The following is a 14,742-nucleotide window of genomic DNA, read 5'->3' as shown; positions in this document are numbered from 1 at the left end:
CATGCTTCGGGCACTCGCCCGCGCGCTCGTCTTCCTGGTGGTCCTGGCGGCCGTCATCGGTGGCGGCGTCGCGTGGTTTCTTCATGAGTATCGCTCGCCGGGGCCGCTGACAGCCCCGGCGACGCTCGTCATCGAGCGCGGCAGTGGCCTGACCGCGATCGCGGCGCAGCTCGAGGCGGCGGGCGTCGTGGAGAACCGCTGGGTGTTCCTGGCCGGGACCGCGCTGGACGGCGACGACCGCGTCCTGAAGGCCGGGGAATACGCCTTCGCGCCCGGAACCTCCCCGGCCGGGGCCGCCGACCTGCTGGCCCGCGGCAGCAACGTCTCGCACAAGATCACCGTGCCGGAAGGCTTGACCTCGACCGAGATCGTGGCCCTGGTGCAGGCCGAGCCGCTCTTGACCGGCGAGGCCGGGGATGTCCCGCCCGAAGGCTCGCTGCTGCCGGAGACGTACCAGTTCATTCGCGGCGACACCCGCGCGGCCGTGATCGAGCGGATGCGCAAGGCGATGCGGCAGGAGGTCGACACGCTCTGGGCCAGGCGGGCGAACGGGCTGCCGTTCAAATCGCCGCAGGAGGCCGTCACCCTGGCGTCCATCGTGGAGAAGGAGACCGGCGTGCCGGCGGAACGGCCGGCGGTCGCCAGCGTGTTCCTGAACCGGCTGCAGGCCGGCATGCCGCTGCAGGCCGACCCGACGGTGATCTATGCCCTGACCCAGGGCAAGGAGCCGCTCGGCCGCCCGCTGACCCGGGCCGACTGGAAGCTCGACTCGCCCTACAACACCTATATCGTGACCGGCCTGCCGCCGGGGCCGATCGCGAATCCCGGGCGCGACGCACTTGCCGCAGTGCTCAAGCCGGCGGTTACGGACTATTATTACTTCGTGGCCGACGGGTCCGGCGGGCATGTCTTCGCCCGGACGCTGGAGGAGCACAATCGTAACGTCGCCGAATGGCAGAAGCGACGGCAGTCCTCACCGCCGACCCCCGGCGATGCGGCCCCGGCAAGCGGAGACAAGACGCCTTGAACGACGACCCCCATCTTCTGCATACGATCCGCGGGGTCCTGGTGCCGATCCATCCGGCCGGCTACCCGTTCATCGGCGTGTTCGCCGTGGTCACGGTGATCCTGTTCCTGATCTGGGAGCCCCTGGGCTGGCTCGGCGTGCTGGCGACCGCCTGGTGCATCTACTTCTTCCGCCATCCGCCGCGGGTGACGCCGACCCGGCCTGATCTGGTGGTGGCGCCGGCCGACGGCGTGGTGCAGATGCTGGTGCAGGCGGTGCCTCCGGCGGAACTCGGCCTCGGCAACCGGCCGCTGACCCGGGTCAGCATCTTCCTCAACGTCTTCAATGTGCATGTGAACCGGGTCCCGGCCGACGGGGCGGTGGTCGACGTGAAATACCGGCCGGGCAAGTTCCTGAACGCCAATCTGGAGAAGGCCAGCGAGGAGAACGAGCGCTGCGCCGTCTCGCTGCGCCTGCCGGACGGGCGGATCCTGGTCTTTGTCCAGATCGCGGGCCTGGTGGCCCGGCGCATCATCTGCGACCTGTCGCCCGGCCAGCCCGTGGTGGCGGGCGAGACCTACGGGCTGATCCGCTTCGGCAGCCGGACCGACATCTACCTGCCGGACGGGGTTGAGCCGCTGGTCTCGGTCGGCCAGACCATGGTCGGCGGCGAGACCGTGCTGGCCGACCTGGCGGCCGCGGCCGTCGCCAACCCGGTCGCCGTCGCGCGATGATGAAGCCCGAGCACCGGCGAGGCCCGCGGCCCTTCCGCCGCCGCCCGGTCGTCCGCATCCGCGGCCTGACGATCAACCGGCTGCTGCCGAACATCCTGACCACGCTGGCGCTGTGCGCCGGGCTGACCGCGATCCGCTACGCCGTGCATGAGCGCTGGGAGCAGGCGGTGACGGCGATCCTGGTGGCCGCGGTGCTGGACGGGCTGGACGGCCGCGTCGCCCGGCTGCTGCGCGGGTCGAGCAAGTTCGGGGCCGAGCTGGACAGCCTGGCCGACATCGTCAGTTTCGGCGTCAGCCCGGCGATCATCCTCTATCTCTGGATGATGCAGGATGCCGGCAGCCTGGGCTGGCTGGCGGTCATGGCCTACGCCGTCTGCGCCGCGCTGCGCCTGGCGCGCTTCAACACGGCGCTGGACGACACCACCCTGCCGCCCTTCGCCTACAACTACTTCACCGGCGTGCCGGTGCCCGCGGGCGCCATTCTGATCCTGATGCCGCTGATGATCAGCTTCGAGTTCTCGTCCGGCTTCTGGGCGGCGCCGCTGCTGGTCGGGCTGTGGACCGTCTTCGTCGCGCTGCTGCTGGTCAGCCGGATTCCGACCTTCTCGATGAAGGTGGTGCGGATCCCGCAGGAATACATCGTGCCGGTGCTGGTCGGGGTCGGGCTGGTGGCCACGCTGCTGGTCACCGCCACCTGGCCGACGCTGGTCGCGCTCGGCCTGATCTATGTCGGCAGCATCTTCTTCAGCATCCGGCGCTACGCGCATCTCAAGCGCCAGGCCGCGCTGATGATGGGGGATCTGGACGAGGAGGCGCCGGCTGCCGCTTCGGCGCAACAGCCCCCCGACCGGCCGGATCAGCCGAACGCGGCGTAGGCGACCAGCAGCAGGGCGAAGGTGGTCGCGACCCAGCCGACGATGGTCACGATCTCGCGGACCAGGTCGAACGGGCTGTCGGTATCGTCGTCGTCGTGGATCAGATGCATGGTGTCGTGCTTTCTGACTGCATGGTGCGACCATGCCCGATCCGGCGTGAGCGCACCGTGACGGCAGTCACACCCGCACGAAACGGCGGATGAGCGCATCGGCCCAGGCGGTCGGCAAGGCGGCCAGCAGCCGCGAGCCGGCATGGATCGGCCAGGGGAAGGCGATCAGCGGCCGGCTGCGTTCCAGGCCGCGCCGGATCGCCGCCGCCGCGTCCTCGACCTCCATCAGCATCGGCATCGGGAAAGGGGCGCCGTCGGTCATCGGCGTGCGCACGAAGCCGGGGCAGATCACCGAGACCCGGACGCCGCGCGGCCGCAGCTCGACCCGGAGCGCCTCGCCATGGACCCGCACCGCGGCCTTCGAGGCCGCATACGGCCCCATGCCGGGAAAGCCGCGGAATCCGGCCAGGGAGCTCATCAGCGCGATCTGCCCGGAGCCGCGCGCCGCCATGCGCGGACGGATCGGGTCGACGGTGTTGAGGACGCCGTCGAGATTGACCGCCAGGATCCGGCGGGCCTTCGTCGCCGCGTCGGCGCCCTCGGCCCCGCCCGGGGCGACACCGGCATTGGCGATGACGAGGTCGAGCGGCCCGGCGTCGTCGGCCGCGACCACCGCCGCCGCCATTGCCGTCCGGTCTGTGACGTCGACTGCCACCGTCTCCACCGAAGCGCCGAGGGCGCGGGCCGCCCCGGCCACCGTCTCCAGCCGGGCCGTATCGCGACCGAACAGCACCAGCCGCACGCCGGGCGCGGCATAGCCCTTGGCCAGCGCGGCGCCGAGCCCGCTCGAGGCGCCTGTGATCAGGATCGCGGCCGGTCCCGCCATGGTGTTCTCCTTGTTGGCGATCCGGGCGACCGCTATAAGCCCGCTATGACTCAGGATAAGACCGCCTCGGCCCAGCTTTCCAGCATGACCGGCTTCGCCCGCAGGGAAGGCGGCGTCGAAGGCGTGTCCTGGGTGTGGGAAGCGCGCAGCGTCAACGGCAAGTCGCTGGACCTGCGCCTGCGCACGCCGGCCGGTTTCGAGCGGCTGGAGGCCGCCGCGCGGATCGAGCTGGCCAAGCGCTTCCGCCGCGGCAACGTCACCCTCAACCTGTCGCTCGGCCGCAGCGAGGCGGCGCCGCAGCTGCGCATCAACCGCGAGGTGCTGGACCAGCTGATCGCGCTGGTGCGCGAGGTGAACGGCGACAGCGCGCCGGTGCAGGTCGACGCGCTGCTCGGCGTCCGTGGCGTGGTCGAGAACGGCGATGCCGCCTCGGCCGATCTGAACAGCGCCGTCGAGGCCGAGGCCGGGGCGGCGATCGCGCCGCTGCTCGACGACCTGCTGGCGACGCGGCTGGAGGAGGGGGGCCGCCTGCGCGACGTGCTGGCCGGCCAGATCGACCATATCGCCGAGCTCGTCGGTCAGGCCCGCGCCTCCGCCGCCGCCCAGCCGGAGGCGCTGAAGGCGCGGCTCAAGGCCCAGCTCGACCTGCTGCTGGAGGCCCGGCCGCCCCTGGCCGAGGACCGGCTGGCGCAGGAGGTGGCGGTGCTGGTCGGCCGCTGCGACGTGCGCGAGGAGCTGGACCGCCTCGACGCCCATATCGGCCAGGCGCGCGGCCTGCTCGCCGCCGGCAGCGGCGTCGGGCGCCGGCTCGATTTCCTGTGCCAGGAGTTCAACCGGGAAGCCAACACGCTGTGCTCGAAGGCGGCGGATGTGGCGCTGACCCGGATCGGCCTCGACCTCAAGGCCGTGATCGAACAGTTCCGCGAGCAGATCCAGAACATCGAATGACCACAGAGATTGCCCGACGCGGGCTCATGCTCGTCCTGTCCTCGCCCTCGGGGGCGGGGAAGACCTCGATCACCCGGGCCGTGCTGGCGCAGGACCCGAACCTGACGATCTCCGTCTCGGTCACCACCCGCGCCCAGCGGCCGGGCGAGATCGACGGCACGCATTACCATTTCATCGACCAGGCGGCTTATGACGCCATGGTCGCCAATGACGAGCTGCTCGAACGCGCCAAGGTCTTCGGCAACGGCTACGGCACGCCGCGCGCGCCGGTCGAGGCGGCGCTGAATGCCGGCCGCGACGTGATCTTCGACATCGACTGGCAGGGCACGCAGCAACTGGCGCAGAAGGCGCGGACCGACCTGGTCAGCGTCTTCGTGCTGCCGCCGACGGTGGAGGCACTGGAGGAACGCCTGCGCGCCCGCGCCCAGGACAGCGACGAGGTGATCGCCGGCCGCATGGCCAAGGCGGCGGACGAGATGAGCCACTGGCCGGAATACGACTACGTGATCGTCAACCGGGATCTCGACGCCAGCATCGCCCAGGTGCAGGCGATCCTGGCGGCGGAACGGCTGCGCCGCAGCCGCCAGACCGGCCTGCCGGACTTCGTCCGCTCGCTGCAGGCGAGGCTTTAGAGCGAGACGAATTGAGGTCCGGTCGCATCATGGCCTGACAGGATGGCGAGCGCCTCCGGCCCCTCCCGCGGGGCGGGAGAGGCGAGAGGAACCGGATTTCGTAGGCTGGGTTCGCGGCACGCGAACCCAACAGGATCATGGGGCCGCGACGGCGGCGGGATGTCGGGTTCGCCACGGGCGAACCCAACCGACGCGGTCATCCCGTGTCCGGTGCTCTGGGTCTGCGGCCGGGAGCAGCAGCCGGGCGGGGCTCGGGCGGATCCGCGGCGTCCTCGCCGCCCTGCGGCGGCAGGAAGCCGAGCTCCTCCATCGCCTCGTCGGCCATCTCCAGCCACTGCTCCACCCGCACCGGGTAGCCCCAGCGCCGGCACAACGCCGCCACCGCCTCCGGCCGGCTGGCCTCGATGAATTCCACCACCTCCGGCCGCTCCAGCCGCTCATGCATCTCGGCTTCACGGCGGTCGGCCTCCTCGCCGTCCCCGGACACCTCATAGGCTGCCGCCATCATCGCCAGCTGCACCCGCAGCCCGTGCCAGTCCTCCTGCGCCGCCTCCCGCTGCGCCGCCGCCTTGCGCTTCTCCTCCGCCTGCCGCGACAGCTTGTCCTCCAGCAGCAGGGTCAGACGCAGCGACCGGGTGACGACGGCGATCCGCTGGCCATAGTCGACCCCGGGCTGCGGCGCCTCCACCGCTTCCGTGCGGGTGGCCTCGATGATCTCCATATGGACGTCCGCCGCCCGGGCCAGCATGCGCAGATGCCGTGCCGTCCGCTCCTCCTGAAGAGCGGGCGCGGCCTCCGGTGCCTGATCGGTCTGCGTCGCGTCCATGGAACATAACATGAACGAGCGCAGCCGATAATACTACTGCGATCGTGGTCCCGGCCTGCAGGCTGGATTCCGGCGTCCGGTCCGGCCATGGATGGCCGATCCAGCCCGCTTCAGCCTTTCGCCGGCTGGGCCGCCACCGCCCGGGCCAGGCGGACGAAGCCGGCGATGTCGATCTCCTCGGCCCGCGCGGTCGGCGGCAGGCCGGCCTCGGCCAGCAGCGCCTCGGCCTCGCCCAGGCTGCGCAGGCTGGCGCGCAGCATCTTGCGGCGCTGGCCGAAGGCGGCGGCCGTCACCGTCTCCATCGCTGCGAAGGGCACGTCCTCGCGGTCCCGGCGCGGCCGCAGCCGGACCACGGTCGAATCGACCTTGGGCGGCGGCGTGAAGGCGCGGGCCGGCAGGGTCAGCAGCGGGTCGACCTCGGCCCGCCACTGGGCGATCACCGACAGCCGGCCGTAGGCGCCGCTGCGGGGGCCGGCGACCAGACGGTCCGCCACCTCCTTCTGGAACATCAGCGTCAGCGACCGGAACTCGTCGATCCGGCGCAGCCAGCCGATCAGAAGCGGCGTCGCCACGTTGTAGGGCAGGTTGGCGACCACCGCGCGCGGCGCCGGCACCAGCGCCGGGATATCGGTGTCCAGCGCATCCGCCTCGACGATCCGCAGCTTGCCGCCGGCGACCGCCGCCAGCTCCTCGAGCGCCGGCCGGAAGCGCCGGTCGCGCTCGACCACCGTGACGCTGCCGGCGGCGGAGGCCAGCAGCGCCCGGGTCAGCCCGCCCGGGCCCGGCCCGATCTCGACCACATGCGCGCCGGAGAGGTCGCCGGCCTCCCGCACGATCCGGGCGGTGACGTTGAGGTCGAGCAGGAAGTTCTGCCCGAGCGACTTCTTCGCCGCCAGATCGTGCCGCGCGATCACGTCGCGCAGCGGGGGCAGGGCGGCGATCGCGTCGCGGAGCGTGTCGTCCGACAGGGTCAGAGCCGGATGTCGATATAGGCGTTGCCGCGCAGGTCGCGCAGCAGCCGGCGCTGCATCATGTCCAGCTTCTGCTCGGCCAGGCCGGACCGGATCTGGTCGCGATCGACGCCGTCGCCGCCGGCATCCTGGCGTGAGCAGATCATCATCACGGCGACGCCGTCCGGCCCGCGGATGGGCGAACTGACCTGGCCGTCGGGCAAAGCGCTGGCCACCTGGCGCATGCCGTCGGGCAGGCGGCTGAGCAGCACGTCGCCCAGATCCGGATTGGCCGTCACGCCCAGCTCCTTGGCCTTGGCGCGGAACGCCTCGCAGCCGTTGACGCCGGAGAAGTCCTTGCGCATCTGCGCCACCACGGTCTGCACCCGGTTGGCCGGCGCGGTCGGCGGCACCGGCACGACGATCTGGTTCAGCCGGACCTTGACGCCGGCCGCGGTGTTGGCGTTGACCAGCCGCTTGTCGCGCAGGAGCAGGATATTGTAGCCGCCGAGGGTGCGGATCGGGTCCGACACCTGGCCCTGCTGCATGGTGCCGAGCACCTGGTCGAGCGCGGGCTCCAACTGGCCGGCCAGGACCCATCCCATGTCGCCGCCGTTCTGGGCCCCGGCCGCCTGGCTGAACTGGCGGGCCACGGCCGGGAAGGGGGCGCCGCGGCGGATCTCCGAGACCAGGCGGTCGGCCAGGGCCTTGACCTGGCCCTCGCCCGCATCCTGGTCGACCGCGAGGAAGATCGAGGCGACGAGAAACTGCGGCTTGCCCTGGTTGGCCTTCAGCCGCTCGACCACCTCGTCGACCTGGGTGTCGGAGACCTCGACCTGGGAGACGAAGCGTCGCTGGATCAGCTGGCGCCAGGCCAGCTGGGAGCGCACCTGGTCCTCCAGCGCGCTCTGCGGCACGCCGGTGGATTTCAGCATCGTGAACAGCTGCTGCGTCGACATCCGGTTCTGGCCGGCGATCGCCGCCAGCGCCCGGTCCACGTCCTGGGCCGGAACGCTGATGCCGGCGCGCTTGGCCTCCTGGCCCTGCAGCTTCTCGTCGATCAGCAGACGCAGCACCTGGGGCAGCATCCGCTGCTGGGCGTCCGGCGTCGCCGGCAGGCCGCTGCTCATCAGCGCCAGGCGCAGGCGCATCTGCAGGTCGGCCACGGTGATCACGTCGTCATTGACCACCGCGGCGATCTTGCCGACGGCTGAGGCCGGGGCAGGGCGGGTCTGCGCCACGGCGGCAGGAGCGACGAGGGAGGTGATCGCCAGGACCAGGGCGACGATCGGGGCCGACAGACGACGGATCATGAGGGCGACACGGCCTCGCTGTTGAAAGGCGCAGATACAGCACGTGACTTTGGCCGACTCAAGGCAAAAGCGGCCGGAACCCGCGGGCGCATGGCAGGCTCAGCCATCCTCGAGATGGAGCAGCGCGGCGGCGCCGAACAGCAGGGCGACGCAGGAGGTGGCCCAGGCGGCCATCGGCACCGGCAGGGTTCCGGCCCGGCCGAGCGCCGCCACGATGTCGCCGAGCACGAAGATCGAGAAGCCCGTGACGATGGCGCCGACGATCATCAGCACGGTGTCGACCCGGCGCCCCGGCCGCAGGCTGAAGGCCGCGGCGACCAGGATCATCGCCGCCATCAGCAGCGGCTGCGACAGCAGCCCCTGGTAGGCGATGCGGTAGCGGGTCGACGAGAAGCCGGTGGCCTCGAGGTTGCGGATATAGTCCGGCAGGTCCCAGAACGAGATGGTCTGCTGCGAGGCGAACCGCTCCTGGATCCCGTTGCGGGTCAGGTTGCTCGGGATCGAGGTGGTGTCGACGTGCTGCGCCGGCTGGCTGCCGTCCATGACCCAGGCATCGTCGATCACCCATTTGCCGTCCTGCAGATGGGCGCTCGCCGCGTCGATCCGGCCGCGATACGTCTCGTCCGGGTTCAGCAGCAGGAACATCGCGTTCTGCAGCTCGTCGCCGTTGCTGCCGACCTTCTCGGCATGGATGACGACGATTCCGCCCTCGTCCTTCTGGCGCAGCCAGAAGCCCGTCTTGGCCACCTTCATGACGTCGCCGGTGCCGCCCAGGAAATCGAGGTCCAGGCGCTCGAAGCGGCTGTACATCGCCGCCGAGATCGGGTTGACGACGGTGATCTTGACCACGCCCAGCACCATCGCCGCGGCGATCACCGGGGCCAGGAACTGCCAGGCCGACAGGCCGGCGGCGCGCGCCACCACCAGCTCGCGGCTGCGGGTCATGCGCCAGAAGGTCACCATCGCCGCGATCAGCACGGCGAAGTGGAACAGGATCTCGACGTCGCTGGGCAGCTTGAAGGCGGCCAGGGTGAAGGCCAGGCTGACCGGCAGCTCGGGGATGGAGCTGACCTGGCGCACGAACTCGACGAACTCGAACACCGCGATCACGCCGCTCAGCACCAGCAGCACGGCCAGGAACCAGAACAGGAACTGCCGCACGATATAGGCATAGAGGGTGGGAGAGCGGAGCATCGGGTGCGGCTGGCCTGTGGTGCCGAAGGCGGTTGGGCGGTTCTTCTACATCAGACGGCCCGCCGCCGCGACCATCAAGGAGTCGCAGCCGGGCGGCAGCGCCGTTTTCGACCGGTGACGGCTGTGAAACCCGCTGTTACTTTGCAGGTTCCGCCGCTTCGGCCGCGGTCATCGGAAATCGCCCGGAAGACGACAAGATGCAGATCTCCTTTGCTCCGCCTGCTTCGGTGGAAGCCGGCGCCCTGGTGCTCGGCGTGTTCGCCGACGGCGTTCTCTCGACGGCCGCCGCCGCGGCCGACAAGCGGTCGAAGGGGGCGCTGTCGCGGGCGCTGAAGGCCGCGCCGAAGTTCAAGGGCGGCCGCGACGAGACGCTGGCGCTGTACGGCATCGCCGGCATCGGCGCGGATCAGGTCGTGCTGTTCGGCCTCGGCAAGCCGGAGGAGGTCGATGCGGTCCGGCTGCAGCGGGCGGGCGGCGCGGTCGCCGCGCTGCTGAACCAGGCCCGGATCGGCACGGCGACGGCCCAGCTCGAGGGCATCGTCCTGGCCGGCCAGGGGGCGGGCGTCGCGGCCGCCGAATTCGCCTTCGGCGCCCGGCTGCGGGCCTGGCGGTTCGAGCGCTACCGCACCAAGGAGAAGCCCGAGGCCAAGCCGACGCTGAAGAGCCTGACGGTGCAGACCGGCGAGGCCGCGGCGGCGAAGAAGGCCTTCGCCCGCGCCGATGCCGTCGCCCAGGGCGTGTTCCTGGCCCGCGAGCTGGTGTCCGAGCCGGCCAATGTCCTCCATCCGGAGAGCTTCGCCGCCAAGGCGAAGGAGCTGGCGGATCTCGGCGTCGAGGTCGAGGTGCTGGGCGAGAAGCAGATGCGCAAGCTGGGCATGGGCGCGCTGCTCGGCGTCGGCCAGGGCTCGGCGCGCGAGAGCCAGCTGGTGGTGCTGCAGTGGAAGGGCGCCGGCGGCAAGCGCAAGGACGAGGCGCCGGTCGCCTTCGTCGGCAAGGGCGTCACCTTCGACACCGGCGGCATCTCGCTCAAGCCCGGCCAGGGCATGTGGGACATGAAGTGGGACATGGGCGGCGCCGGCGTGGTCACCGGGCTGTTCAAGGCGCTGGCGCTGCGCAAGGCCAAGGTCAACGCGGTCGGCGTGCTCGGCCTGGTCGAGAACATGCCGTCCGGCGACGCGCAGCGGCCGGGCGACATCGTCACCTCGATGTCCGGCCAGACCATCGAGGTCTGGAACACCGACGCCGAGGGCCGGCTCGTCCTGGCCGACGCGCTCTGGTACACGCAGGACCGGTTCAAGCCGAAGGCGATGATCAACCTGGCCACCCTGACCGGCGCGGTGATCATCGCGCTGGGCAGCGACCATGCCGGCCTGTTCTCGAACGACGACGCGCTGGCCGAGAAGCTGACCGCGGCAGGCAAGGCGGTCGAGGAGAAGCTGTGGCGCCTGCCGCTGGGCGACGCCTATGACAAGCAGATCGACAGCGACATCGCCGACATGAAGAACATCACCGGCAGCCGCGACGCCGGGTCGATCATCGGCGGCCAGTTCCTGCAGCGCTTCGTCAACAACGTGCCCTGGGCCCATCTCGACATCGCCGGCACCACCTGGTCCAGCAAGGACACGCCGACGGTGCCGAAGGGCGCCACCGCCTTCGGCGTGCGGCTGCTGGACCGCTTCGTGACCGACAACTACGAAGGCTGATGCCCGAGATCCGCTTTTATCACCTGACCGCGCGGACGTTCGAGCAGACCCTGCCGGTGCTGCTCGACCGGACGCTGCAGCGCGGCTGGCGGGCGGTGGTCTGCGTCGGCTCGGAGGAGCGGGCGGAGAGCCTAGCCGGCCATCTCTGGACCTATTCCAAGGAAGGCTTCCTGCCGCACGGCACCAAGCGCGACGGCTTCGCCGAGGAGCAGCCGGTCTGGATCAGCGACCGGGTCGAGAACCCGAACGCCGCCCAGGTCCTGTTCCTGGGCGACGGCGCGGATTCGGACGGCGAGGGCGCCTTCGCCACGGTCTGCGACCTGTTCGACGGCAACGACCCGGACGCGGTGCAGGCCGCGCGCGGCCGCTGGAAGCGGTTCCGGGACGCCGGCCATACCCTGGTCTACTACCAGCAGGACGAGGCGGGGGCCTGGAGCGAGAAGCAGCGGGTGGGCGGGTGACGCCGCGCATCGCGCTGTGGCTCGTGGTCGCGGTCGGTGCCCTGCTGGTCCTCGCGCCCGGGATCGATCTCGTCGTCTCCGGCTGGTTCTACGCCCCGGACGGCGGCTTCGCCTGGGACGGCGCGCCGCTGGCCGAGGCGATCCACGAGGTGGTCCAGATCCTGGTCCGAACCGCCGCCGTGCTGCTGCTGCTCGCAGCGCTCTGGACCTGGCTGCGGCAGCGGCGGCTGCTGGGCCTCGACCCGCGGCGCTGGACCTTCCTGGCCCTGGCGCTGGCGATCGGGCCGGGGCTGGTGGCCAACGCCGTGCTGAAGGACCATTGGGGCCGGGCCCGCCCGCGCCAGGTCGAGGCCTTCGGCGGCACCGCGGTCTTCACGCCGCCGCTGATCCCGGCGGGCCAGTGCGCCCGCAACTGCTCCTTCGTCGCCGGCGACCCGACCGTCGGCTTCGTCGTCCACAGCGTCGCCTATGTCGTGCCGGCGCGGCGCCGGCGCCGGATCTTCTGGGGATCGATGGCGCTGGGCGTGCTCCTGGGGCTGCTGCGCATCGGCATGGGCGGGCACTTCTTCAGCGACGTGGTCTTCGCGGCCGCGGTGACCCTGCTGGTCAGCGCCGGGCTGCACGCCCTGCTGTTCGACCGCTGGAGCACGGCGGCCGCGTGGCGCGACTTCACCCGCGGCCTGATCCGCTGGCCTCAGCCGGGGTGAGTCGCCACCGCAGCCTTTTTGTCCGGCCCGTGATGCACGGGTGCTGTTCACGACCATATAGACTGACAGCCAAGGCCGCCGGATCGGGCATCCGGGCGGTTTCCCAGCCAAGGTGACGAATGATGACGGACGGATCGACTGTCGGACGGTTCGGCAGCGGGCGCGAGGTGCGGCGGATCGAGGATGCCGGGCTGCTGGCGGGCGCCGGCCGCTTCAGCGACGACATCTCCCTGCCGGGACAGACCTATCTCGGTTTCCTGCGCTCGCCGCATCCGCACGCCCGGATCGTGTCGATCGACGCCTCCGAGGCGTTGGCGATGCCGGGCGTGGTGGCGGTGATCACCGGTGCCGACCTGGTCGCGGACGGTGTGAAGCCGCTGCCGCTGGCGCCGATCTTCAAGCGGCCGGACGGGTCGCCCGGCGCGTCGCCGCTGCGGCCGGCGCTGGCGCGTGAGGTGGTGCGCTTCGTCGGCGAGGCCGTGGTCGCCTTGGTGGCCGAGAGCCGCGCCCTGCTGAAGGACGCGCTCGACGCCGTCGTGGTCGAGTACGAAGACCTTCCTGCCGTCACCGGGCTGGCGCAGGCCGTGGCACCGGATGCGCCCCAGGTCTGGCCGGCGGCGACCGGCAACGTCGCGGCGCAGATGCGGCACGGCGATGCGGCGGCGACCGAGGCCGCCTTCCGAGGCGCCACCCATATCGTCTCGCTCGACCTCGTCAACCAGCGGCTGGCGCCGACGCCGATGGAGCCGCGCAGCTCCCAGGCCGAATACGACGCCGCGGCCGACAGGCTGACGCTGCGCCTGTCCAGCCAGATGCCGTCCGGCGCCCGCGACACGCTTTGCGACGCGGTACTCGGCATCCCGCGCGAGAAGGTGCGGGTGGTGGTCGACGATGTCGGCGGCGGCTTCGGCATGAAGACCGGCCTCTACCCCGAGGACATCCTGGTCGCCTATGCCGCGCGGAGGCTGCGGCGCCCGGTGAAATGGACCGCCGAGAGGATCGAGGAGTTCCTGGCGGCGACCCACGGCCGCGATATCGAGAGCCATGCCGAGCTGGCGCTGGACGAGACCGGACGCGTCCTCGGCTACCGCATCCGGACCCATGCCAATGTCGGCGCCTATGCCACCACGGCCGGCATCATCATTCAGCTGATGATCGGCCCCTGGGTGTCGACCAGCATCTACGACATCCGGCCGATCGACTTCGAGTTCACCGCCATCCTCACCAACACCGCCCCGACCGCGGCCTATCGCGGGGCCGGGCGGCCGGAGGCGATCTACCTGATCGAGCGGCTGTTCGACGCCGCGGCACGCCAGCTGGGCATGGACCCGGTCGAGATCCGGCGGCGCAACCTCGTCCGGCCCGAGCAGATGCCCTACACCAACGCCATGGGCCAGACCTATGACAGCGGCAAGTTCGGCTCGATCATCGACCAGGCCGTGGGCCTGGCCAACTGGGACGGCTTCGCGGCGCGCGAGGCCGAGTCCCGGGCCCGCGGCAAGCTGCGCGGCCGCGGCCTGGCCTCGTTCCTGGAATGGACCGGCGGCAACGCTTTCGAGGAGCGGGTGACGGTCCAGGTCTCGGGCGACGGCGAGATCGAAGTCTACGCGGCAACCATGCCGATGGGGCAGGGGATCGCGACCTCCTATGCCCAGCTGGTGGTCGACGTGTTCGGCGTGCCGATCGACCGGATCCGCATCGTCATGGGCGACACCGACCGCGGCCAGGGTTTCGGCAGCGCTGGGTCGCGGTCGCTGTTCACCGCCGGCTCGGCGATCCGCCACGCCTCCGAGCGCGCGGTCGACACCGGGCGCGAGCTAGCCGGCGACGCGCTGGAGGCCGCTGCGGCCGACATCGAATATGCCGAGGGCGTGTTCCGGATCGCCGGCACCGACCGCGGCATCGGCCTGTTCGAGCTCGCCGACCGCCAGCCCGGCCGGCGCATCTTCATCGACGCGACCAGCACGGTGAAGGGGCCGAGCTGGCCGAACGGCTGCCATATCTGCGAGGTCGAGCTGGACCCGGAGACCGGTACCGTTGAGATCGTCTCCTACGTCTCGGCCAACGATGTCGGCCGGGTGGTCAACCCGATGATCGTGCGCGGCCAGCTCGACGGCGGCGCGGTCCAGGGCATCGGCCAGGCGCTGGGCGAGCGGATGGTCTACGACCCGGAGACCGGGCAGGTGATGACCGCCACGCTGATGGATTACGGCGTGCCGCGCGCAGACGTAATCCGCGGCTTCGTCCATGTGCTCGACGAATCGACGCCGTGCCTGAACAACCCGCTGGGCGTGAAGGGCGTGGGCGAACTCGGCACCATCGGGGCGACGCCGGCGGTGGTGAATGCCGTCGCCGATGCCCTGGCACGTGCTGGTCATGGCGTGGCCGCCGACCGCCTGCAGATGCCGCTGACCCCGGCGACGGTCTGGCAGGCGCTGCAGTAGCGGAGGGGGCGGA

Annotated in this window: 15 protein-coding genes; 9 read left to right on the top strand and 6 right to left on the bottom strand. The window is 71.1% G+C overall.

Annotated features, from left to right (window positions below; genetic code table 11):
* Position 1 precedes the first annotated feature (1 nt).
* The 3 genes from mltG to pssA are packed head-to-tail and all read left to right on the top strand — an operon-like array spanning position 2 to position 2,615.
* Positions 2–1,027, top strand: a complete 1,026-nt coding sequence (gene mltG, locus LG391_RS02780; protein ID WP_225766024.1) for an endolytic transglycosylase MltG — start codon at positions 2–4, stop codon at positions 1,025–1,027.
* Positions 1,024–1,740, top strand: a complete 717-nt coding sequence (locus LG391_RS02775) for a phosphatidylserine decarboxylase (protein WP_225766021.1) — start codon at positions 1,024–1,026, stop codon at positions 1,738–1,740. The genes mltG and LG391_RS02775 overlap by 4 nt, the downstream gene beginning before the upstream one ends.
* Entirely contained in the window at positions 1,737–2,615 is an 879-nt protein-coding gene (gene pssA, locus LG391_RS02770) for a CDP-diacylglycerol--serine O-phosphatidyltransferase (RefSeq protein ID WP_225766019.1), read from the top strand. Before LG391_RS02775 ends, pssA begins: the two co-directional genes overlap by 4 nt.
* Here pssA and LG391_RS34660 read toward each other — a convergent pair.
* Together LG391_RS34660 and LG391_RS02765 are read right to left on the bottom strand one after the other, a co-directional pair.
* A complete protein-coding gene (locus LG391_RS34660) occupies positions 2,597–2,725 on the bottom strand; it encodes a hypothetical protein (RefSeq protein ID WP_255646373.1) in 129 nt (42 codons plus the stop codon). The two genes, pssA and LG391_RS34660, sit on opposite strands and share 19 nt — an antisense overlap.
* 67 nt (positions 2,726–2,792) lie before the next feature.
* Positions 2,793–3,551 carry an SDR family oxidoreductase gene (locus LG391_RS02765; protein WP_225766017.1) on the bottom strand — a complete coding sequence of 253 codons (759 nt, stop codon included), beginning with the start codon at positions 3,549–3,551 and terminating at the stop codon, positions 2,793–2,795.
* A 45-nt stretch (positions 3,552–3,596) separates the two neighbouring features.
* On the opposite strand from LG391_RS02765, the gene LG391_RS02760 reads away from it, so the two are divergent.
* Together LG391_RS02760 and gmk are read left to right on the top strand one after the other, a co-directional pair.
* Positions 3,597–4,499, top strand: a complete 903-nt coding sequence (locus tag LG391_RS02760) for a YicC/YloC family endoribonuclease (protein ID WP_225766015.1) — start codon at positions 3,597–3,599, stop codon at positions 4,497–4,499.
* Positions 4,496–5,131 (top strand): guanylate kinase, encoded by a 636-nt coding sequence (gmk, locus tag LG391_RS02755; RefSeq protein WP_225766012.1) that lies wholly within the window; start codon positions 4,496–4,498, stop codon positions 5,129–5,131. The genes LG391_RS02760 and gmk overlap by 4 nt, the downstream gene beginning before the upstream one ends.
* 196 nt (positions 5,132–5,327) lie before the next feature.
* Here gmk and LG391_RS02750 read toward each other — a convergent pair whose 3' ends face one another.
* The 4 genes from LG391_RS02750 to lptG form a co-directional block, all read right to left on the bottom strand.
* Positions 5,328–5,957 (bottom strand): hypothetical protein, encoded by a 630-nt coding sequence (locus tag LG391_RS02750; protein WP_225766010.1) that lies wholly within the window; start codon positions 5,955–5,957, stop codon positions 5,328–5,330.
* Between the two features lie 110 nt (positions 5,958–6,067).
* Positions 6,068–6,931 (bottom strand): 16S rRNA (adenine(1518)-N(6)/adenine(1519)-N(6))-dimethyltransferase RsmA, encoded by an 864-nt coding sequence (rsmA, locus tag LG391_RS02745; RefSeq protein WP_225767632.1) that lies wholly within the window; start codon positions 6,929–6,931, stop codon positions 6,068–6,070.
* Positions 6,928–8,220 carry a peptidylprolyl isomerase gene (locus LG391_RS02740; protein ID WP_225766008.1) on the bottom strand — a complete coding sequence of 431 codons (1,293 nt, stop codon included), beginning with the start codon at positions 8,218–8,220 and terminating at the stop codon, positions 6,928–6,930. The genes rsmA and LG391_RS02740 overlap by 4 nt, the downstream gene beginning before the upstream one ends.
* Before the next feature lie 99 nt (positions 8,221–8,319).
* Positions 8,320–9,414: an LPS export ABC transporter permease LptG gene (gene lptG / locus LG391_RS02735; RefSeq protein WP_225766006.1), complete on the bottom strand. Its 1,095-nt coding sequence runs from the start codon at positions 9,412–9,414 to the stop codon at positions 8,320–8,322.
* 197 nt (positions 9,415–9,611) lie between these two features.
* Here lptG and LG391_RS02730 point away from each other — a divergent pair, with 197 nt between their 5' ends.
* The 4 genes from LG391_RS02730 (at position 9,612) to LG391_RS02715 (ending at position 14,729) form a co-directional block, all read left to right on the top strand.
* Positions 9,612–11,117, top strand: a complete 1,506-nt coding sequence (locus tag LG391_RS02730; protein WP_225766004.1) for a leucyl aminopeptidase — start codon at positions 9,612–9,614, stop codon at positions 11,115–11,117.
* The gene (locus LG391_RS02725; RefSeq protein WP_225766002.1) at positions 11,117–11,578 is read left to right on the top strand and encodes a DNA polymerase III subunit chi; all 462 of its coding nucleotides are present in this window, start codon (positions 11,117–11,119) and stop codon (positions 11,576–11,578) included. Before LG391_RS02730 ends, LG391_RS02725 begins: the two co-directional genes overlap by 1 nt.
* Entirely contained in the window at positions 11,575–12,285 is a 711-nt protein-coding gene (locus LG391_RS02720) for a phosphatase PAP2 family protein (RefSeq protein WP_225766001.1), read from the top strand. The genes LG391_RS02725 and LG391_RS02720 overlap by 4 nt, the downstream gene beginning before the upstream one ends.
* A 122-nt stretch (positions 12,286–12,407) precedes the next feature.
* Positions 12,408–14,729, top strand: a complete 2,322-nt coding sequence (locus LG391_RS02715) for a xanthine dehydrogenase family protein molybdopterin-binding subunit (protein ID WP_225765999.1) — start codon at positions 12,408–12,410, stop codon at positions 14,727–14,729.
* The last annotated feature ends 13 nt before the right edge of the window (positions 14,730–14,742 follow it).

The organism is Inquilinus sp. Marseille-Q2685 (assembly GCF_916619195.1).
Classification (GTDB): Bacteria; Pseudomonadota; Alphaproteobacteria; order DSM-16000; family Inquilinaceae; genus Inquilinus.
Note: the sequence above shows the minus strand (reverse complement) of the source record. Positions and strands in the feature narration are given on the sequence as shown.